Origin of the sequence: Streptomyces sp. NPDC006208, assembly GCF_040613775.1 — a bacterium.
Classification (GTDB): Bacteria; Actinomycetota; Actinomycetes; order Streptomycetales; family Streptomycetaceae; genus Streptomyces.
In genome coordinates this window covers 1-19,704 of the sequence record NZ_JBEXSW010000060.1, presented here as the reverse complement: position 1 = coordinate 19,704, position 19,704 = coordinate 1, and the positions used below count along the sequence as shown (strand labels likewise).

Below are 19,704 nucleotides of genomic sequence, written 5' to 3'. Positions count from 1 at the left end.
CAACCGGTCACCCATTCCGGGTGACCGGTTGCGGTCACGGCATCGGCTGATTCACAGCGTCACGGCAGATATGCGTCGACTTCGATCTCGACCATCAACTCGGGCAGCACCAATTTGCTGACTTCGACAATCGATGTCGCCGGTCGAGCGTCTCCCAGGAGTTCCTTGTGTACAGTACCCACGGCCCGCCACGCGTCGATATCCGTGACGAAGAACCGCGTCCGTACAACATCTGCCCAGCCGGCGCCAAGCTGCTCCATCGCCTCGCCCGCCCGGCGCATGGCCTCGGCTGTCTGCGTGGCCATGTCCTTCATATCCCCGCCAGTCATTCCGGCCGCAGTGCATCCGGAGACACAGACCACCGGCCCGAGCCGGACCGCACGCGCATAGCCGAAATCGCGCTCGAACATGCTGCCGGAGTTCACGACCCTCATGCCATCCCCCATGTGTTTTTCCATGACATTGTTCCCTTAATCCGGACTATTCAGTGAGCTTGTGCTGTCCGGCAGCGATGGCCTGTTCCCAGTTCTTACCGTCGAACTCCGCGTACTCGATACTGTCCGCGAAGTCGAGCGATTCCAGGCACCGGGCATTCACGCTGAAGAAACCCTCCGGGTGCGAGCGCGGCCGGTAGAACGGCATGATTCCGCACACCACGCAAAAAGTGTGGTCTGCGACCTTCGTGCCGAACCGATAGGGCTTCAGGAATTCCTGCCCGCGATGCAGGACAAAGAATTCCTCAGGCATCATCAGTTCCTGGTGCCCGGACTTGTAACAGATCCCGCAGTTGCACATGCAGATGGTGAGGTTTGTCGTCAGGGCGATCGAGAACGACACGTTCTCGCAGTGACAGCTTCCGTCCACCCACTGACGCCCGGGGATGTCAGGAAGCGTGTCGTCCGAAGTGGTCACCGTCGGTAGTCCTTTACTCATTTCGATCGGTTCCGGTAGTAGAAGTTCAGAGACGTGTTGCAGAGCACGCCGACACCGGACGTCCGATCCATCGCCGTGAGTAGGGCGTGGATACGCCGGTTCTCCTCAGTCGTCACGGTCTGAACCCGGGAGCTGTGGTCGACATGGGTCACCCCGGGGATCAGCTCTGGCTTCCGGACGCGCTGAAAGAAGAGCATGAACGGGCTCGGCCCCGACCACTCGAAGTACCGCGACACGTCCTCCAGTCGACGCATCGGCGCCACCGGCCGGAATCCCGGGCGCCTGCGGCGAGGCGAGCAGCGACCGGTTACCCAGCGCGCGCGGGCCGATCTCAGCCTTGACATACGCGAATTCGGCGCTCTCCTTCGGGCAGTCGGTCACGATGTCCTGGCCGCTGTAGATGTTCCAGAAAATCCTGGATTCGCCGAAGAGATGCCGCTCAGCGTCAATCGCTGTGCCAATAGCGGAGCCGGTGTTATTCGGCACAGGAGAGATGAAGACGTACTCGAAGAAACCAGTGTCTCGCCACTTTGCGTTCCAGTGGCAGTTGAGCCCGCAACCGCCGGAGATCAGCAACGGATATCCGGCCGTGAAGACCTCCGTGGCCTCGTCGAGGAAGGAATGGAAAATCCGCTCGGAGTGCCGCCAAGCGAGATCCTTGAACTCCTGACATTCCACGCCCACGTTGCAGAAGGGGCTGCCCCGGAAGTCGGACTTCGTTGCGATCAGCTTCTGCTGCTCCGGGGTGTCCATGGGGAGGTCTGAGAACCCGGTGAGCGCCATCATCCTGTCGGCGTTCGAGTAACGGAATTCCCTGTGCTCGTCGGTGGTGGTCGGGTCTCCAGCGGCGAACACGTACTGGTACTTGTTGCCAGGCTCTGCCATGACGGACCGGAGCAGCTCGACCCCGCCGCCGGGCCGGTAGAGATAGAGGTTGCCGATGTTCCCCTCCCATACCAGGCCGTAGGCCTGCTGGTCGGGTGCGAAGGGCGCCATGCCGAAAGCCGACATGAGGTGGGACCGCTCGTGGATGGAGCTGAAGGTGGTGACCTCCTGCCCGAAGATCCGCGACTTCCCGACCTGTGTCTTCTCTTCGGACCAGCCGAAATAGCCGGCGCTGAGCTGCCGATCCGTAGAATGAAACCCCTTGGCCCAGCCTCTGATGCAGATGACGTCAGGGATGCCATCGGTGTGCGCCATGGCCTCGGCACCAGCGGTTGGGGCGATTTCCCCGTACCGCGGGAACGAGTCGTTCTCGCTCTCGTAGGAGAAGCGGAACTCGCCGTCCTCGACGAGCGCCACGGCACCGTCGTGCCCCGGTTTGAAGGAGGGAATCCTCACGGTGTTCCCTTCGACGTGCGCAGTTGGGGAATCTCGAGCAGCCGTTCGGCCATCGCGGTGACGACGGACCCGGCGGCGGCAAAGTTGAGCCGGGCCCAGCCCGGCGCGTCGAACTCTCTGCCATCGGAGGCCACGACCCCGATGTCGCGCAGCAGCGAAGCGGCCGTGGCGGCGGTGTCCGGCGGCAGCCAGGGCCGCAGATCCAGCCAGGAGTAGAAACCGGCCCGCGGCCGAGGTGCGTGTGGCGACAGAACCTCTGTTGCGGCCTGCAGGTGCTGCTGGTTTCGCTCCAACTGGGTTGTGATCCGGGCCGGCCAGTATGCGCCGCCCCGGTAGGCCGTGGTGGCAGCGACCATGGCAAGCGGGGAGATGGCGGGGGAACAGCGGTGGTCTCGTGCGTCCCAGGCAGCCACCACTTCCTCATTGCCGAAGGCCAGGTGAGCACAGGGCAGCCCGGACAGGCCCCAGGCTTTGGTCGCCGAGTGGGCGACGACCGAGTGGGCGGCCGCCTCGGCGCTCACCGCGGCATACGGAATGTGTTGGGCGCCGTTGAGCACCAAAGGTGCCTGGATCTCGTCGGAGAACACCAAGCCACCAGCGGCCTCCACCACCTCGGAGAGGTGGGAGAGTTCCTGCGCGGAGGCGACTGAGCCGGTCGGATTATCCGGGTTGCACAGGACGACGAGCGCTGGTCCACCGTCCATCGCCCGTTCCAGCGCGTCTACCCGGCGGATCCACGCGCCGTCCTTGATCTCCATCGGGATGTGCAGCACCCGGCGGCCGAGTCGGCGGGGGATCTGCTCAAGCGGTCCGTAGCCAGGGGTCGACACCACCACGGGCCATTCCTTCGGCACGCAGTAGCGCAACACGGACCAGTATCCAGGCAGCACGCCCGGTGCTGCTCGAAGAGTCTCCGGTGCCGGGCGCCAGCCGTAGTGCACTGCAGCCCACTCGGCGAATGCGTCGAAGCACTCCCTGGCGGCCTCTGGCGCCGGATACCCGACTCGGCTCCGGGTGACGGTCTCGTGCAGCGCGGAGCGGATCTCAGGTGCGATGCCGAAGTCCATCTCCCCGACTCCGGCGGCGATCACCGTGGTGTCCGACGCCTCGCTCCACTTGAGCAAGGCCCGAACCTCGTCGAACCCGGCAGCCAAAGCCCGGTGGCCGACTACACCCATCGGATGACGCTTTCGCCGAGCCTGCCGAAGAAGTAGTTGATGGCCACTCTTGGCTCAGCAGCCTGATACAGCGTCATTGTGTGCGGAATGGCTCCGTTGATCAGGACCAGATCACCGGCCCGCGGCTGGATGTCGATGAAGTCGTGGCCCTGGAGGCAGCTTCCCGGGTACGGGTAGCCGGAGTGGGCGATGCCCAGTGGCTCCCGAGTCGCGGTGTCCGACATGGCATTCCACAACCGGAGCCTTCCGCCTTCGGCAGGACTCGACGTGTGGAGGTTGACAGCGAGAACTCCGTTGTCGGCAACCTGATGAGGCTCAAAGCCCAGCTGCTGAGGGTCGCGGAGCTGGCCGATGTCGTCGTGGGCATCCAGCAGACCGGTGCCAGGCAACCCCGCCGACATCCGGGCGGTCGTCACCGGCGACCCGTGCCGCACGGCGGGTCGGTTGCGGGCCGTGGGGCTGGTCAGCGGCGCGGCGCTGACCTCGTCATTGAGCCGCTCGACCGAGTCACCAGCCATCTTGAGCAGATAGGCACCGGACTTGCCCCATACCCCGTCTTGCCTCTCCTCGACTTCGGGACACCGCAAGAACGAGGTGGTCAGTCGCTCGGCATCAGCGGCCGACACGAACCCCGGGACCCGGATCGTCGGCACAGTGCCCGCGGCCAGATCTCGCAGGGCCGTCCCGATGCCGTCGATTGCGTAGTGGGCGCAGCGGAACAGGGCGAGGTCGCAGCACTGGTTCATGTGCACCACGGGTCACGCACGATCGAGACGTCCACCTGGCACGGGAGGCTCTCGTGCGGAAGGCGTGAGTCGTGGTCGTAGGACACATGGCCCTCAACGGTGGGTTTGCGGCTGAAGAAGGTCAGCACGTCACGGGTCGCTCGCTGCGTCGGGTCCTCGGCCCAGAGCGGCGAGACAGAGTGCTTCTTCTCGTGGTCGACGACAATGAGGATGTCGAGCGTCTCCCAATGTTGCGCCGTCCCAACTCGGTATTGGGGGTCGATCTCGTCCCAACGCACCCCGTTGACCTGAGCCATCTCGTGCACGTCGGTGATCCCGGAGTCCCGACGCATGTTGTTGCGGCTGAGGAAGGTCGTCATCGACAGATCGACACCATCGCTGTGCACACCCTCCAGCGCGGGCTCGCCGATCAGCTCCGGGGTGGTGATGGTGCGGAGGTCGAAGACGGTAGTGATCCATTGGTCGGACGTGTAGTCGAGCAGCGGCCGGTGCCGGGGCTTCAGCGTCGCGAGTATGAACGCGTTGATCGTCAGTAGGCCCTGGAATGCGGCGTTGGCGCAAAGCCGCGCCTCGAGCGGGTCAAAGACCCGCAATTGCCCCGAGTCGAACCTGTGGAAGTCCTCCTCTGCTGTGAGCACGAACAGTTGGTCCTCGGTCCGATACGCCTGACGCGTACCAAAGTCGGTGCAGAATCGCCCATTGCTCGCTGCCCGGAACGGCAGGGTCGGGTCGGAGCGGAGCAGGTCACTGAGCACGCCAATCTCATCCATGGCCGCCTGAGAGACAGCGAGGCCGGCCAGGATCTCCCGGGTCTCGGCAGCCGGCACGAACGTCCAGCGCTGCCGGTCGATGGTGGCTCGGTGTTCGCTCAGGAGAGGATGAATCTTCCGCTTGACATCCAGCACGAGAACCCTTCCTCACGAGATTCGGGCGACAGGGGCGGTCACGTGGAGGGCGGTCAGGGCGGCCGTCTCCACCGATGTGGTCGGCTCGGGAACAGGGCCGGGCGTGAGCGCGGGCGAGGCGTACGGAACATCGGCAGCCGGAGCCGGGACCACCCGGTGGCAGCGGGGGCCACGGACGTTCTGCCCGGCACGGTCGGCCGGGGCCGGGATCAAGTGCCCACATGAGGCATGGAATTCGATTTGCTGACGGTTCACGCGTTGCCTTCCCTGTACCGCTCGGTGCTGCTCGTCGGCCGGTGACGCGGCGGTCGGCTGAACCGGTTCCGACTCAAAAGAGAAGGCGCCCTAGAGCGTCCAGCCGGCGCCGATGCGCGGCTCGTGAACGATCTTCTTCGCTGCGTGTCTCCCCGGCATCCGTGAAAACACGTAACCCCTCACGTAGGCGGAGACCTGCGGCCGGGACGGCTGTGCGCCCCCGGGAGCGCAAAACGCTTCTCCTTTGCGCGGCGCGACACGTGACAGGAGCCGTCAGGCCGCCGAGCCTGGCGCAGGCTGTCGCGTTCCATCTCCAGCTCACGGACCACTTTGCGCAAGGCCGTGATCTCCGCGTCCCTCGCCGACTCCGCCACCACCTCGGGTCGCTCTAGGCAGTCTTGATCTACTGCCGCAGGGTCTCGTGGTTCACGCCGAGCTCGGCGGCAACGCGTGAGACGGCCCGGCCCGGCGAACGGGCCAACGCCACCGCGTCGGCCCGGAACTCCGCCCGAGTACTTGTAGGTACGGCCAGGACGGCCACCCCCGCACTGAGCGAGTACACCTGGCTGCGGGCGCCCGCCGATGCGGCGAGCGCGGTACGGCTGGCGCTGCTGCTCACCGGGAAGCCTTGCAAGGTGCCCGCGCCGAGGTTCGCCGCGCCCATTGCCAGCAGCTCCTGGTCGGCATCGAGCAGCGGTCCTCACGGGCGGTGAAGGCACGTGCTGTGAGGATCACATCGGTGTAGCCGACAAGGAGAAGGCCCAGCGCCGGCAGCAGCAGGAGGGGCAGTTCGCCAAGGTCCGGTAGCCCGGGGCGGGGCAGCCCTGCGAGGACCTCGCCGATCACGGCGACACCGTCCTCGTCCAGACCGAACGCCGTCACCGCGGCGGTGGCGAGCACGACCACCAGCAGTGGACCGGGAACGGCCTGCAGGAAGCGCGGCGTGGTGAAGAGAAGGACGAGCGCCGCACCGGCGAGGGCCGTCGTGACCAGCTGGGCATCGGGCAGGTCGCCGCGCAGCCAAGAGCGCCGGTAACCGGCCAGTACGGCGATCCCCGGCGCGCTGGGCACCAGGCGCGGCGCCACCACAAGTCGTTCGCTCGGGCGGGACGGGACATGGAGCTCCTTTCGACGCCCCTCGAAGGATCAGTCCGACGGTCGCGGGCCACGACGGCCGGCACCTGCCGCAGCGCCTGTCGTCATGATGCCTCTGGGCGTGGCCGCACGGTTGCTCCCTGAGCGCGGGCGACCTCAATGGGCCCCGCACATGGTGCCGTTCAGCCCACGCACACGGGGTCATCGGCCCGGCGGAACGCGCCGCGCCCCGCCGAAGTCCAGAGCGGCTTCAGCCGCCGACACGCCTCCCTCCGAAACGATCGCCGTCATGTCGTGCGTGAGTCCCTCCCGGAGCCCAGGCTCCATCTCCTTTCCCAAGGAGGCGGGACAGAACCGCCACGGGTCTCCGCAGTCCGTGGCTTCGGTGGATACGCAGGCACGCAACGCGATACAACGCCGCTGTCCCTCTCGTCACTTCACCTGCTGACCAGGCTGCGCTTGTGCCGGCCTTGGCCGATGAACCTCGGCTTCTGCTACGCCACAGGGCCGTGCATGGGCTGGACAGCCCACGTCGCGGCGCGTGCGAGGGCGCCAGAGAGACGCCTCCCGTTGTGTTTCCCGTGCCACCTCGCCGGATGCCCGGCCTCCGGTGACAACCTCGGTGCAAGGTCCCCGCACCCGGTTCCCCTCCGCAGGCCGGGGGCCCGCCCGGCTCGTCCGTCGTTCAGTCGCAGCAGTCGCAGCAGCACTTGCACGGGTTGCAGCAGCCCCCGCCACCGCAGCAGCCGTCACCCGAGTCACCACCGGAACCACCCGACCCCCGACCACCCCCACCCGAACCGCCGCCCGAGTTGCCGCCGCTCGGTCCGCCGAACCAGCCGTCACCCCCGGAACCGTCCCGGCCGGAACCCTCCCGGCCGGAACCGTCCTGGCGAGAGCCGCCGCTGCGGTTGCCGTCGCCGAACTGCCAGGGCTCTCCGTCATCCTGGCCGGCGTCCTCATTGCAGGAGCAGCAGTTGAAGCACAACCTGCAATCGCGGCACAACCGGCGCCACTGGCCACACCGCCGACACTGCCCATCCGAGGGCCGGCCCGAGGCCATCGAGGCGCCCTCCGGGACCGCGCCCGTGAGCACCCCGACGCCGCCGTCCGTGCCCGCGCCGGTCCCCGAAAGCGTTTCCGTCGCCGTACGGCGTCCCAGCCAGGGCAGCATGCGCGGGCCCCGTGCCTTTTGGCGGTGCTGGTGGTGACGATGCCGGGGGTCGAAGACGCGGTCGACAGCACGCTCCAACTCACCGCCCAGCAGCGCCCGTGCCAACCGCCCGTCGACGAACTCGACCTCGGACAAGGCGAGTCGGATCCCATGGACTGCGTCGTCGCAGAGCCGACGCACCTCGGTGCGGTCGGCGCCGGTCACGGTGACCGGGTTCCACGCACCGGCCGCCTCGTCCGCGTCCAGATCCTCCACCGCGTCGAGCAGATGCGCCAGCCGACCGAACAGACGGCCGGCCTCCGCCAGCAGGTCGGCGTTTCCCGGGCGGCCGGCGAGCACCGCGGTGTGCGCGAAAGCGGCGGCGGTTGCCGTCTCCGTAGGTTCCGTGACCGTCAGAAGCGAGTCGCCGGGGCCGGTCAGCCGTTCGATCTCCGACTGCCGTTCGACCGCGCCGAGCAGCACCGCGGTGTCGAAGCCGAGCCGTTCACCGCCCGCGGCACCCGCACGGTCCCAGCCGTGGGCGATCCGGCGCGCCGCCAGCGTCACCGGGCGGCGGCCCAACAGGCCGTCGCCGTCGGCCACATGGTCACGTACTTTCGCCGCGGCCAGCACCAGCGACACCGTCGCCGCCAGCCGGGCCCCCTCGCCCTGCGCCACGTCCGCCGATCGCATCCCGCGCAGCGGACACGGACCGGCGCCTCGCCGCCAGTCGCCGGTACGCTCCGACTGCGCCTCGGTCAGCACCGAGACGATCAGGCCGTCGTAGTTGGTGGCCACCCGCGCGAACTGCCCGTACTCCCCGCGCAGCGCCAGACACAGCCCGCACAGATGCGCCATCCACTCGGTACGCATGCCCTCGCCCAAGCGATGACGGCATGGCCTGATGATTCCGAACATCGAAGCTCTCCCCCGTAGACACAGCTGCCAGGACACACAGCCCGACGGGCAGCAACATCGCACACGAGCCACGACCGCACACGAGTCACGACCCCGCGTGACGCACGACCGCCCGTCACCCAACGGGCGACATGCTAAAGCCTGTCCCGCACAAACGCGCGACCTGCACCTGGCCGACGACACGTTCACGGGGAGAGGCCCAACCTGCCGCAGCGCCCCCACCGATGGACGGCCCGGCTCGATGCCCTGCGCCGGCAACGGTCCCGGCCTGGCCGACACCGGCCCCACGACGCCGTGGCAGGACGCATCGCACGCTCCGGCGATACCGGGCGATGACGCCGGCCACCACGGCCAGGAGCAGCACAACGACCCCCGCCAACGTGATCCGGAGGAACCGGCCAAGACGCACACGGTAGTTCGTCCAGCGGGGCAGCCCACCCCTCCGCCAGGGGAGCGGGGAGGACGGAGCCTTCAGCGGCTCGTCCCGGGCACCGGGACCCGGGACGACCGCCGATCCGGGCCGTCCCGCCCAGGCGGACCATCCCGTACGAGGCGCTCGGAACCGTGTTCCTCGACCAGGCGCTGGTGGTCCTCGTCTGTGCGGGACTCTCTCTTGCGGCGACCGGCTTCAGTCGTGCCCTGGGGACGTCGGGGAGGCGGTGCTACTGAGTCCGCAGGCGAGGTCGTCAGGATGAGTCCCGTCCCGGTGAGGCATCCGTCGATGGTGTCGCTGCGGTGGGGGAAGCCTGCACTCTCACCCTCCCCAGAGCGTGACGTGGACCGGCGGCCGGAACTGGGAGGGCGGGACGCCCGCGCCGGGCGCGCGCATGATGCGGGTCGCTGCGGGGGTGTGCAGGAAGTGCAGGAACGCGTCGCTGGCCGGGGAACGGTGCTCGGGCGGCAGGACGGTGGCGTGCCATGTGGCGTCCGACGGCGTGGCCGGGGTCTCCAGGATGCGCAGCTCGTCACGCCGGATGCGGGGCGACACCAGATGGGCCAACGCCGGTGCCACCCCCGCGCCCTCTGCGGCGGCCGCCCAGGTCGCGGTCTGGTTGGGGAAAACCCACACGTGCCCCTCGGCCACACCGAGCCTGCGCAGCAGCCGCCCGGAGTCCCCGTCCGGATCGGTTCCGGAGGAATCGACCAGCCAGGACCACTGCGGCGGCGGACCGGGTGGCTGCGGCGACCTGGCACCGGTCACCACGACCAGCTGGGTGCGGAACAGCGGCTCGCTGACCAGTTCGCCTCTGCGGGCGGCGCCGAGATGCGGCCCGAGCGCGACGTCGGCCAGCCGGTTCTCCACCAGCACACGTATCTCGTGGCCGGCGGCGACCCCGAACGAGGTCTCGGTCCTGCGCCCCGACCTGCTGGCGAAGGCCTCCACGAGCGACGGGAGCACGAACTCGGCCAGGGTGCTCGTGGCGACGACCCGCAGCTCGTCGGGTGCACCCCGCGCTGCCCGCACCGCCGCCTCGGCATCTGCGCTCAGCGCGACCATCCGCGACGCGACCGGCAGCAGCCGCGCACCGGCGGGGGTCAGACGCATCCCGCCGCCGCCGGTGCGCCGGATGAGCGGATCGCCGAAGTGCGTGCGCAGTGCGGTGAGGGCCTGTGACACCGCAGACTCGCTCACGCCCAGGGTCCGCGCCGCGGCGCCCACCGAACCGAGCCGGGCAACCAGCACGAAGGTACTGAGCTGTGTGACGGTCACTGTCCGATTTTCCCTCGTTCGGGGGGATAAGTGAATACTTATCGACCCATTGCATGGCCGGTGCGGAAGAGCGCAGCATCACTGGACGACGGGCACATCGTTCCAGGAGGGCCCGATGCAGGTTCCGGCTGCTTTCCAGTACGAGCGGGCCACCAGCCTCGAGCAGGCGATCGAGCTGCTCACCCGGTACGGCCCCGAGGCACGGGTGGTGGCGGGCGGTCACAGCCTGCTGCCGATGATGAAGCTGCGGCTGGCCCAGCCCGAAGCCCTGATCGACATCAACGGCCTCGACGAGCTGGCGTTGATCCGGGTGGACGGGCACGAACTGTCCGTCGGAGCGATGGTCCGCCACGCAGAGCTGCTCGCCTCGCCGGTCGTCGGCGAGCACTTTCCCATCCTGCGGGACGCGGAACGGGTCATCGCCGATCCGCTCGTACGCAACCGCGGCACCGTCGGCGGGTCGCTGTGCCAGGCCGATCCGTCGGAGGACCTGTCCGCGGCGTTCTCGGCATTGCGGGCGACCCTTGTCGCCCAAGGCCCCGGCGGCAGGCGCACCATCGGGATCAGGGATTTCTTCCTCGGGCCGTACGAGACCGCCCTGGAAGAAGCGGAGCTTCTGGTGGAAATCCGCGTGCCCATCCGTTCGCACGCCAGCGCCTACCGCAAGGTCGAGCGCCGGGTCGGCGACTGGGCGGTCGTCGCCGCAGGAGCGGTGCTGGAGATCTCCGACGGGGTCATCACCGAGGCCGGGATCGGGCTGACCGCAGTGGGTGCCCCACGGTTCGTGGCCGAGCGGGCGGAGGACTTCCTGCGCGGCGGGCGGCCGGACGACGAGGGCTTCGCCGAGGCGGGGCGGATCGCCTCGCAGGAGTGCAGGCCGACGGCCGACCAGCGCGGCCCGGTCGACTACAAGCGGCATCTGGCCGGGGAGCTCACAGCGCGGGCGCTGCGCACCGCCGCCGCCCGCGCCCAGGGGCAGGAGGCGTGACATGCGGATCACCGTGACCGTGAACGGCGAGCAGCACACCAGGGACGTGGAGCCCAGGCTGCTGCTGGTGCACTTCCTGCGCGACGAACTCGGGCTCACCGGCACCCACTGGGGCTGCGACACCTCCAACTGCGGTGTGTGCGCCGTCTGGTTGGACGGGACGCCGGTGAAGTCCTGCACCGTGCTCGCTGTGATGGCCGACGGCCATGAGGTGCGAACCGTCGAGGATTTGGCGCACGGGGCCGAACTCGACCCGGTGCAGCAGGGATTCGTCGCCTGCCACGGGCTGCAGTGCGGCTTCTGCACGCCGGGGATGATGATGACCGCCCGCTGGCTGCTCGACCACAACGCGGATCCGTCCGAGGAGGACATCCGCAAGGCCATCTCCGGACAAGTGTGCCGCTGCACCGGTTACGAGAACATCGTGCGCTCCATCCGCTGGGCCGCCGAGCACGGCAGCGGGGGGCAGACCGCCGACGCGGACACCGAGCCGGCGCCCGGCCGCGAGGAGGTGCGGGCATGACCACCACCGAGGAACGGCCGGTCGGCCACGGACGGATGCCCCGCAAGGAAGACGCGCGATTCGTGCGCGGCCACGGGACGTACGTCGACGACGTCCGGCTGCCCGGGATGCTGCACGGCGCGGTCCTGCGCAGCCCGCTGGCGCACGCCCGGATCGTGTCCGTCGACACCAGTGCCGCCGAGGCGCACCCGAGGGTCAAGGCCGTGATCACCGGGGAGACCCTGGCCGGTCTCGGGCTGGCCTGGATGCCCACGCTCTCGTACGACACTCAGGCGGTGCTCGCCACCGACAAGGTGCGCTTCCAGGGGCAGGAGGTCGCCTTCGTCGTCGCCGAGGACCATTACGCCGCCCGGGACGCCCTCGAACTGATCGACGTGGAATACGAACCGCTGCCGCCGCTCGTCGACGCCCGCCGGGCGCTCGACCCGGACGCACCGGTGATCCGCGACGACAAGGACCAGCAGACCGACAACCACATTTTCGAGTGGTCCGCGGGCGACAAGGAGCGCACCGACGAGGTCTTTGCAGCCGCCGACGTCGTGGTGGAGCAGGACATGCTGTACCCGCGGGTGCACCCGGCGCCGCTGGAGACCTGCGGCACCGTGGCGGACATGGACGCCATCACCGGAAAGCTGACGGTGTGGTCCACCACCCAGGCCCCGCACGCACACCGCACGCTCTACGCCATGGTGGCCGGCATCCCGGAGCACAAGATCCGGATCATCTCCCCGGACATCGGGGGCGGCTTCGGCAACAAGGTCGGCATCTACCCCGGTTACGTGTGCGCGATCGTCGGTTCGATCGTCACCGGCAAGCCGGTCAAGTGGGTGGAGGACCGCTCGGAGAACCTGATGAGTACCTCCTTCGCCCGCGACTACCACATGCACGGGGAGATCGCGGCGACGAAGGACGGGAAGATCCAGGCCCTTCGGGTCCATGTGATCGCCGACCACGGAGCCTTCAACGCAACCGCGCAGCCGTCCAACTTCCCCGCCGGCTTCTTCGGCGTCTTCACCGGCTCGTACGACCTGGTCGCCGCGCACTGCACCGTGACGGGCGTCTACACCAACAAGGCGCCCGGCGGTGTCGCCTACGCGTGCTCGTTCCGCGTCACCGAGGCCGTGTACCTGGTTGAGCGGATGGTCGACGTGCTCGCGGACAAGCTCGGGACGGACCCGGCCGAGCTGCGGATGCGCAACCTGCTGCGGCCCGGGCAGTTCCCGTACACGACGCAGACGGGGTGGGAGTACGACTCCGGCGACTACCCGAGGGCCCTGCGGCTGGCGATGGACATCGCGCACTACGAGGACCTGCGCAGGGAGCAGGCCGAGAGGCGCGGGCGCGGCGAGCTGATGGGAGTCGGGGTCAGCTTCTTCACCGAGGCCGTCGGTGCCGGCCCGCGCAAGCACATGGACATTCTCGGGCTGGGCATGGCCGACGGTGCCGAACTGCGCGTTCACCCGACCGGCAAGGCGGTGCTGCGGATCTCCGTTCAGTCCCAGGGCCAGGGCCACGAGACGACCTTCGCGCAGATCGTCGCCGAGGAACTGGGCATCCCGCCCGAGGACGTCGACGTGGTGCACGGCGACACGGACCAGACACCGTTCGGGCTCGGCACCTATGGCTCCCGCTCGACACCGGTGTCCGGAGCGGCGGCGGCGATGGTCGCCCGCAAGGTGCGCGAGCGCGCGAGGATCGTCGCTTCGGCGATGCTCGAAGTGAACCCGGACGACCTGGAATGGGAGAAGGGCCGCTGGTTCGTGACAGGAGACCCCGACCAGGGAAGGACCATGGCCGAGATCGCGCTCGCGGCGCACTCCAACCTGGAGTTGCCCGAGGGTGTCGAGGGCCAGTTGGACGCGACCTGCGTCTACAACCCGCCGAACCTCACCTTCCCCTTCGGCGCGTACATCTGCGTCGCCGACGTGGACGCGGACACCGGCCAGGTGAAGGTCCGCCGGTTCATCGCCGTTGACGACTGCGGCAACCGGATCAACCCCATGATCGTCGAGGGCCAGGTGCACGGCGGACTCGCCGACGGCCTCGGCATGGCGCTGATGCAGGTGATCGCCTTCGACGAGGACGGCAACTGCCTCGGCGGGTCGTTCATGGACTATCTCCTGCCCACCTCGGTCGAATGCCCGTCCTGGGAGCTCGGCGAGACCGTCACGCCCTCCCCGCACCACCCCATCGGGGCCAAGGGCGTCGGCGAGTCCGCCACGGTGGGCTCGCCCGCCGCGGTGGTCAACGCCGTGGTCGACGCGCTGAAGCCGCTCGGCGTACGCCATGTGGACATGCCGCTGACGCCCGCCGCGGTGTGGCGGGCCGCGCAGGGCCGGCCGCTGCGCACCGACCTGGCGATCACCTGAGGCCCCTGCGATGACGAACACCGAACTGCTGACCCGCGCGGACGTGCTCCGGCACGGCCGGACCCCGTTCGTCCTGGCTACCGTCGTCCACGCGGAACGGCCCACGAGCGCCAAACCCGGGGACAGCGCGCTGGTGCTGCCCGACGGCACCGTCGAGGGCTTCGTGGGCGGCACATGTGCCGAGACGACGGTCCAATTGCAGGGCCTGCGGGTGCTGGAGACCGGTGAGTCGCTGCTGCTGAGGATCACGCCCGCCGCCGACACCGAGGCCGAAGCGCAGGAGCCGGACGAGGGCTTGGTGACGGTGGCCAACCCGTGCCTGTCGGGCGGGACGCTCGACATCTTCCTGGAGGCCAACCTCCCCCCGGCGCTGGCGTACGTCTACGGACACGCCCCCATCGCCCGCGCTCTGGTCGACGTCGGTCGTGCGCTCGGGCTCGACGCCCGGCCGGCCTCGCCCGGGGAGCCGCTGCCGCCCGATCTGAACGTCGTCGTCATCGCCACGCACGGCCGCGACGAGGAGACCGTGCTGATCGAGGCTGCACGCGCCGCGATCCCGTACATCGGACTGGTGGCCAGTCCGAAGCGCGGCGCGGCAGTGCTCGCCGGGCTGGGGCTCACCGAGGATCAACGCGCACACGTCCACACCCCGGCCGGCCTGGACATCGGCGCGCGGACTCCGGGAGAGATCGCGCTGTCGGTGTATGCCGAGATCATCGCACTGCGGCCGCAGGCGGCCCGAGCCGTGCGCCCGGGTGCGGACTCCACCGCGCCGCAGGCCGTGGCCGAGGACATGGATCCCGTGTGCGGCATGACCGTGGCGATCACGCCCGCCACCCTCTCACTGGACCGGGCCGGCAGCAGGGTGTATTTCTGCGGGCCGGGGTGCCAGCAGGCCTTCGCCGACGACCCCTCCCGTTACGCGCATGCCTGACCTCGACCCCCTCGTACCCGATGTCCCGGCCCTGCGCTCACGTCTGGACGCCGTCGGCTACCTGGCCGACGACGCCCTGACCACGGCGCTGCTGCTTGCCGTGCGCATGCGGCAGCCGATCCTTCTGGAGGGCGAGCCCGGTGTCGGCAAGACCGAGGCGGCCCGCGCGCTCGCCGCCGTGCTCGACACCCCGCTGATCCGGCTGCAGTGCTACGAGGGGCTGTCCTCGGCCGAGGCCCTCTACGAGTGGAACTATCCACGGCAACTGCTGGCCATCCGGCTGGCCGAGTCCCGCGGGGAGTCCCTGCGGGACTCCGACCTGTTCGCCGAGGACTACCTGCTGCCACGGCCGCTGCTCGCCGCGATCTGCCACCCGGGACCGCGCCCGGCGGTGCTGCTCATCGACGAGGTGGACCGCGCCGACGACGAGTTCGAGGCGTTCCTGCTGGAGTTGCTCGCCGATGCCGCGGTCACCATCCCCGAACTGGGCACCCGGACGGCTGCGGTGCCGCCGGTGGCCGTACTGACCTCCAACCGCACCCGGGATCTGCACGACGCGCTCAAACGCCGCTGTCTCTACCACTGGATCGGTTACCCGGACACCGCACGAGTCGCCGCGATCATCCGCAGACGGGTGCCGGAGTCGGCCGAGTGGCTGGCCGCGCGCGTGGCGCACGGGGTGGCGCGCCTGCGTGCCCGGCAGGAGCTCACCAAGCCGCCCGGCATCGCCGAGGCGATCGACTGGGCGGGCGCGCTGCACGCGCTGGGCCTCTCCGATCTCGACGCCGACGCCGCCGACCGCACCCTGGGGGCGGTACTCAAATACGCCGAGGACCTGGAGGCCGTACGCCGGGCCGGACTGGCGGAGCTGGTCGACGCGGAGGCAGGCTCCGATGCCTGACCTGCCGGAACTGGCCGCCTCGTTCACCGCCGCCCTGCACGAAGCGGGGGTCGCGGTGGGTCCCGACCGTACCCGCGGCTTCGCTCGGGCGCTCACCCTGCTGGCACCGTCGACGACGCGCGATCTACGGCACTGCGCGCTCGCCACCCTGGTGTCCGACCGCGAGCAGATCGAGCCGTTCGACGCGGTCTTCCGCGAGGTCTTCGGCGGCCCTGCCGACCGCGGAGCACTACGCGGGCAACCCGGCGACCCGGCGCGGTCGCTCCCGGACGCCGTTCCCGGCCTCGTCGACGGCGCCCGGAAGGCCACCGTGGACGGACGCGGCCGAAAGGCCGACGGACCGCCGCGGGAGGCTCCCGTACGCCTCGTCGCCAGTCCGCTCGACCGTCTCGCCAACCGCGACTTCGCGGACCTGTCCGCCGAGGAACTGGCGCGGCTCTCCGAGGTGATGCGCACCCTGGTGCTTCGCACCCCGACCCGGCCGTCCCGCCGGCGCCGCTCCGCGCACCACGGTGCGCGCATCGATGTGCGCCGCACCCTCTCCTCCAGCCGGCGCACCGGCGGATACCCGCTGCGGCTACGCCGCTTCGAGCCCCGCGCCCGCCCCCGCGACCTCGTCGTACTCTGCGACATCTCCGGATCGATGGAGCCCTATGCCCGCGCGATGCTGCAACTGCTCTACTGTGCGGCCCGCGTCACCCGCGCCGAGGTCTTCACCTTCGCCACGCGGCTCACGCGCCTCACGCCGGCCCTCCGGCGGGCCGGGCCGGACGACGCCCTGGCACGGGCCGGACAAGCGGCCCCGGACTGGTCCGGGGGCACCCGGATAGCGGAGTGCCTGGCCGATTTCAACGAGCGGTTCGGCCGGCGTGGCATGGCGCACGGCGCCGTGGTCGTCGTCATCTCCGACGGCTGGGACACCGGAGGGCCCGCCGCCCTCGCCACTCACATGGCGCGGCTGTCCCGGGTCGCCTACCGCGTCGTCTGGGTCAACCCGCGCACGGCAAGCCCGCGCTACCGTCCGCTCGTGGCCGGTATGGCTGCGGCACTGCCCTACTGCGACACCGTCGTCAGCGCACACAACCTCGTGGCACTGGACGACTTCATCGCGGCACTGTCCGCCCCGCGCCACCGCCGATGACGTCGCCCGGTGCGGGCAGGTGGGGACGCCCGGGGAGCACGATCGGCTCGTTCTGCTTGCTCCAGCCGTCCGAAGTCCTCCAGCAGGAGGGCGAGGTTGTTGCGGCTGGTGAGTGTCCTGCGATGCACCTCCCCCAGCGTGCGCCGAACATGCCGTCCAGCCCGTCCAGGCAGGCCGGGCCGGGTTTGGTCCAGGCCCGCAGCAGGAAGTGCGCGTCCGACTCCCGGACCGCGAGCCGGATGCCACCAGGCGGTGGCCTGCTGACGGAAGTTGCAGACCTCACCGTTGAAGGCCAGCAGGATCCCGCTCTCGCGGTCCAGGTAGGGCCCGGGACGGCCTGCGGGTCGACGATCAGCAGCGTGTTCATGGCCAGCACGGCCCGGCCGTCCGAAGCGGCAGCGTGCATGGTGCCGTCCGGACCGCGGTAGTGCTGGGACAGCCCCATGGCCTGGACCGTGGTCCGGTGCCGGATGGCGTCGCCTCCGACCAGTCCTGCGATTCCGCACATCTGGTTCACCCCCGAGCGTTAAGTCGTGGTGCCTTGGCCGCGGCCGCCGCCGGAAGGAGATCCCTGTCCGTCCCGGCGGTGGCCCGGGCCTTCAATCTCAGCGGGCCGGGGGAAGCGGGGGAGGGCTCGCAAGGGGGCTCACAACTCGCAGACGCGGTTCACTGCGAGCCCACGAGGCAATACCCTCGGTGACCCATCCGCGCTGCTCGACAACGACAAGGTCCGCATCGGGAAGTGACCTTGGCCGCGCAGTAGCGTGGATTGTGGGGCCCCTGCCGTACCCCCCGTCGGCAGGGGCTCCGTCGTGTGCAAACCACACGAACCCCTGCACACACCGCATGCGGACCGATACATTCACTATCCCCCCACACGGCGCCCGCACCGCCACCACGAGGGGACACCCATGACGCAGCCGCACCCCGGCCCGCACCAGCAGTACCCCCAGCAGCCGCAGCAGCCCACATGGGGACACCCCGGCCCCTACCAGCCAGCCCCGCCGCCGCCGAAGAAGGGCATGCCCACCGGCGCGATCGTCGCCATCGTCCTGGGCAGCGTGTTCGGCTTCGTCCTCCTGCTCGGCATTATCGGCGTCGCCCTCGACGACACCCCGAGCGGCGCGGACGGCAAAGGCTCCGACACGTCAGCCGTCGCCCCGGAGAAGAGGCCGGCCGAGAAGTCCGACGCCAGGCCGGCCGAGAAGAAGGACGACTCCCCTGCCGAGTCCAAGTCGGCGCCGGTGAAGATCACGGCCGTGAAGACCACGTTCGCGCCGAGCGTCCTGCATAGCGGCGGAAAGTACACCAGCGTGCGCGTCAAGATCACGAACGACAGTGACCAGGAGATCAGCGTCAACCCGCTGTACTTCGGCATCACCGACACCGGGGGCACGAAGCACTCGGCCGAGCTGGGAGTCGATGAGAACCAGATCGACACCGTGAAGCTCGCGCCCGGCGAGAACGTGTCCGGTGTCATCACCGGCAAGGGCAGCTTCACCCCGAAGTACGTGACCTACACAGACGGGCTGTTCGGCGACGACGTCCGCGCCAACGTGTCTTAACCAGGCGCGGAGCGTGGAGCCCCTGCCGTACACCCACGTCGGCAGGTGCTCTGCCGCGCAGCAGGGCTCCGTCTCGCGCCGCCTTGCCACGGTTGATCCCTGAATTCGCCGATTTCCCTCCCCTGCATGACCATTGAGGTGGAGTATGCCTCGCTATGGGACGAATGCGTGATGTGTGGACGGTTGCGGCCGAGGTGGCCGCGTTGATGCTGCTGGTCGGGTGCGGCAGCGAGGATGAGAAGGCGGACGTGAAGAGTCCGCCTCCGCCGGCCGTACAGACGTCGGTAGATCCGTACCCGTCGGAGACGGAAACCGGGTCCCCGGACACGCCGGCGGGACACCTCGACAAGTTGGCGGACGAGAAGGGCTGGTTCGTCGATGACGCGGGCTCGTTGCCGTCGGCGTACGTGATGCGGATCTGCCGGGCGATGACACGGGTGCACGAGGAGGGCGAAAAGCCTGCGCGGTGGCTGGTGGACGAGGAGATGCCGGACCCGTCACCGCACGAGATCTTGAAGGCAGGGATGCCGAAGCTGTGCTCGAAGTGGCCGAAGGCTGCACTGTCGGCGTTGAAGGGGGATCTGCCGCCGACCGAGGATGAAGTAGAGGCGGAGAAGCGGCAGTCGGAATACAGCGGCGGGACGTACAAGGTGTCGTCGAAGCCCGATGACGGGGAGGGTGATCTGCCGCTGATCCCGCCGGGTACGTACCGGACGACGGACACGGTGGAGGACTGTTACTGGGAGCGGACCTCCCGGTCAGGGGACATCATCGACAACTTCGCCAGGAGCGCGCAGGAGATCACGGTGACGATCGCACCGTCGGACGGGCAGTTCACGACGGAGGGCTGCGGAACGTGGAAGAAGGTGCAGTAGCCGCGGGCGCGGACAGGCCCCGCGCTTGACTGCTGCCGCACTGGCGGCTGTGCGCTGAGTCACGCCTGGAAATGAGTAAGTGGCTGTTGTCTTTCCGGGCTTGAGGGCTGCGTTTCCGCTGGTCAGGCGTGGGTTCGGCGGTCTCGGGGAGTGGTGACGTGTTGAGTTGTCGC

General features: G+C 69.2%; 18 protein-coding genes and 3 pseudogenes. 8 read left to right on the top strand and 13 right to left on the bottom strand.

Features of this window, described 5'->3' with window-relative positions:
- Positions 1–59: 59 nt before the first annotated feature.
- The 12 genes and pseudogenes from ABZ208_RS34295 to ABZ208_RS34240 form a co-directional block, all read right to left on the bottom strand.
- Positions 60–458, bottom strand: a complete 399-nt coding sequence (locus ABZ208_RS34295; protein WP_356913352.1) for a Rid family hydrolase — start codon at positions 456–458, stop codon at positions 60–62.
- A gap of 22 nt (positions 459–480) precedes the next feature.
- Positions 481–912, bottom strand: coding sequence for a GFA family protein (locus ABZ208_RS34290; RefSeq protein ID WP_356913351.1), 432 nt, complete (start codon positions 910–912; stop codon positions 481–483).
- A gap of 17 nt (positions 913–929) precedes the next feature.
- The gene (locus ABZ208_RS34285) at positions 930–1,187 is read right to left on the bottom strand and encodes a carbamoyltransferase C-terminal domain-containing protein (RefSeq protein WP_356913350.1); all 258 of its coding nucleotides are present in this window, start codon (positions 1,185–1,187) and stop codon (positions 930–932) included.
- 205 nt (positions 1,188–1,392) lie between these two features.
- Positions 1,393–1,686, bottom strand: a pseudogene (locus tag ABZ208_RS34280) (carbamoyltransferase N-terminal domain-containing protein); the annotation flags it as partial.
- A 584-nt stretch (positions 1,687–2,270) separates the two neighbouring features.
- Complete coding sequence (locus tag ABZ208_RS34275) at positions 2,271–3,452, bottom strand: aminotransferase class I/II-fold pyridoxal phosphate-dependent enzyme (protein ID WP_356913349.1); 1,182 nt, start codon at positions 3,450–3,452, stop codon at positions 2,271–2,273.
- Complete coding sequence (locus ABZ208_RS34270) at positions 3,443–4,207, bottom strand: hypothetical protein (RefSeq protein WP_356913348.1); 765 nt, start codon at positions 4,205–4,207, stop codon at positions 3,443–3,445. The genes ABZ208_RS34275 and ABZ208_RS34270 overlap by 10 nt, the downstream gene beginning before the upstream one ends.
- Positions 4,195–5,103, bottom strand: coding sequence for a 2OG-Fe dioxygenase family protein (locus ABZ208_RS34265; protein WP_356913347.1), 909 nt, complete (start codon positions 5,101–5,103; stop codon positions 4,195–4,197). The genes ABZ208_RS34270 and ABZ208_RS34265 overlap by 13 nt, the downstream gene beginning before the upstream one ends.
- A 12-nt stretch (positions 5,104–5,115) precedes the next feature.
- Positions 5,116–5,358 carry a hypothetical protein gene (locus ABZ208_RS34260; RefSeq protein ID WP_356913346.1) on the bottom strand — a complete coding sequence of 81 codons (243 nt, stop codon included), beginning with the start codon at positions 5,356–5,358 and terminating at the stop codon, positions 5,116–5,118.
- Between the two features lie 403 nt (positions 5,359–5,761).
- A pseudogene (locus tag ABZ208_RS34255) lies at positions 5,762–5,854 on the bottom strand (transposase); the annotation flags it as partial.
- Between the two features lie 27 nt (positions 5,855–5,881).
- Positions 5,882–6,324 (bottom strand): annotated as a pseudogene (locus tag ABZ208_RS34250) (SulP family inorganic anion transporter); the annotation flags it as partial.
- A gap of 814 nt (positions 6,325–7,138) precedes the next feature.
- Positions 7,139–8,524: a DUF5685 family protein gene (locus ABZ208_RS34245; RefSeq protein ID WP_356913345.1), complete on the bottom strand. Its 1,386-nt coding sequence runs from the start codon at positions 8,522–8,524 to the stop codon at positions 7,139–7,141.
- A gap of 754 nt (positions 8,525–9,278) precedes the next feature.
- Positions 9,279–10,235: a LysR family transcriptional regulator gene (locus ABZ208_RS34240; protein ID WP_356913344.1), complete on the bottom strand. Its 957-nt coding sequence runs from the start codon at positions 10,233–10,235 to the stop codon at positions 9,279–9,281.
- Between the two features lie 115 nt (positions 10,236–10,350).
- Here ABZ208_RS34240 and ABZ208_RS34235 point away from each other — a divergent pair, with 115 nt between their 5' ends.
- The 6 genes from ABZ208_RS34235 to ABZ208_RS34210 are packed head-to-tail and all read left to right on the top strand — an operon-like array spanning position 10,351 to position 17,091.
- A complete protein-coding gene (locus ABZ208_RS34235; RefSeq protein ID WP_356913343.1) occupies positions 10,351–11,223 on the top strand; it encodes a xanthine dehydrogenase family protein subunit M in 873 nt (290 codons plus the stop codon).
- A 1-nt stretch (position 11,224) separates the two neighbouring features.
- Positions 11,225–11,746, top strand: a complete 522-nt coding sequence (locus ABZ208_RS34230; protein WP_356913342.1) for a (2Fe-2S)-binding protein — start codon at positions 11,225–11,227, stop codon at positions 11,744–11,746.
- The gene (locus ABZ208_RS34225) at positions 11,743–14,115 is read left to right on the top strand and encodes an aerobic carbon-monoxide dehydrogenase large subunit (protein ID WP_356913341.1); all 2,373 of its coding nucleotides are present in this window, start codon (positions 11,743–11,745) and stop codon (positions 14,113–14,115) included. Before ABZ208_RS34230 ends, ABZ208_RS34225 begins: the two co-directional genes overlap by 4 nt.
- 10 nt (positions 14,116–14,125) lie before the next feature.
- Positions 14,126–15,049 carry an XdhC family protein gene (locus ABZ208_RS34220; protein ID WP_356913340.1) on the top strand — a complete coding sequence of 308 codons (924 nt, stop codon included), beginning with the start codon at positions 14,126–14,128 and terminating at the stop codon, positions 15,047–15,049.
- Positions 15,042–15,950, top strand: coding sequence for a MoxR family ATPase (locus tag ABZ208_RS34215; RefSeq protein ID WP_356913339.1), 909 nt, complete (start codon positions 15,042–15,044; stop codon positions 15,948–15,950). The genes ABZ208_RS34220 and ABZ208_RS34215 overlap by 8 nt, the downstream gene beginning before the upstream one ends.
- The gene (locus ABZ208_RS34210) at positions 15,943–17,091 is read left to right on the top strand and encodes a VWA domain-containing protein (protein WP_356913338.1); all 1,149 of its coding nucleotides are present in this window, start codon (positions 15,943–15,945) and stop codon (positions 17,089–17,091) included. The genes ABZ208_RS34215 and ABZ208_RS34210 overlap by 8 nt, the downstream gene beginning before the upstream one ends.
- Here the strand turns inward: ABZ208_RS34210 and ABZ208_RS34205 are convergent.
- A complete protein-coding gene (locus ABZ208_RS34205) occupies positions 17,054–17,599 on the bottom strand; it encodes a hypothetical protein (protein WP_356913337.1) in 546 nt (181 codons plus the stop codon). The two genes, ABZ208_RS34210 and ABZ208_RS34205, sit on opposite strands and share 38 nt — an antisense overlap.
- A gap of 403 nt (positions 17,600–18,002) precedes the next feature.
- Here ABZ208_RS34205 and ABZ208_RS34200 point away from each other — a divergent pair, with 403 nt between their 5' ends.
- Together ABZ208_RS34200 and ABZ208_RS34195 are read left to right on the top strand one after the other, a co-directional pair.
- The gene (locus ABZ208_RS34200; RefSeq protein WP_356913336.1) at positions 18,003–18,656 is read left to right on the top strand and encodes a DUF4352 domain-containing protein; all 654 of its coding nucleotides are present in this window, start codon (positions 18,003–18,005) and stop codon (positions 18,654–18,656) included.
- Between the two features lie 155 nt (positions 18,657–18,811).
- A complete protein-coding gene (locus ABZ208_RS34195) occupies positions 18,812–19,531 on the top strand; it encodes a hypothetical protein (protein WP_356913335.1) in 720 nt (239 codons plus the stop codon).
- The last annotated feature ends 173 nt before the right edge of the window (positions 19,532–19,704 follow it).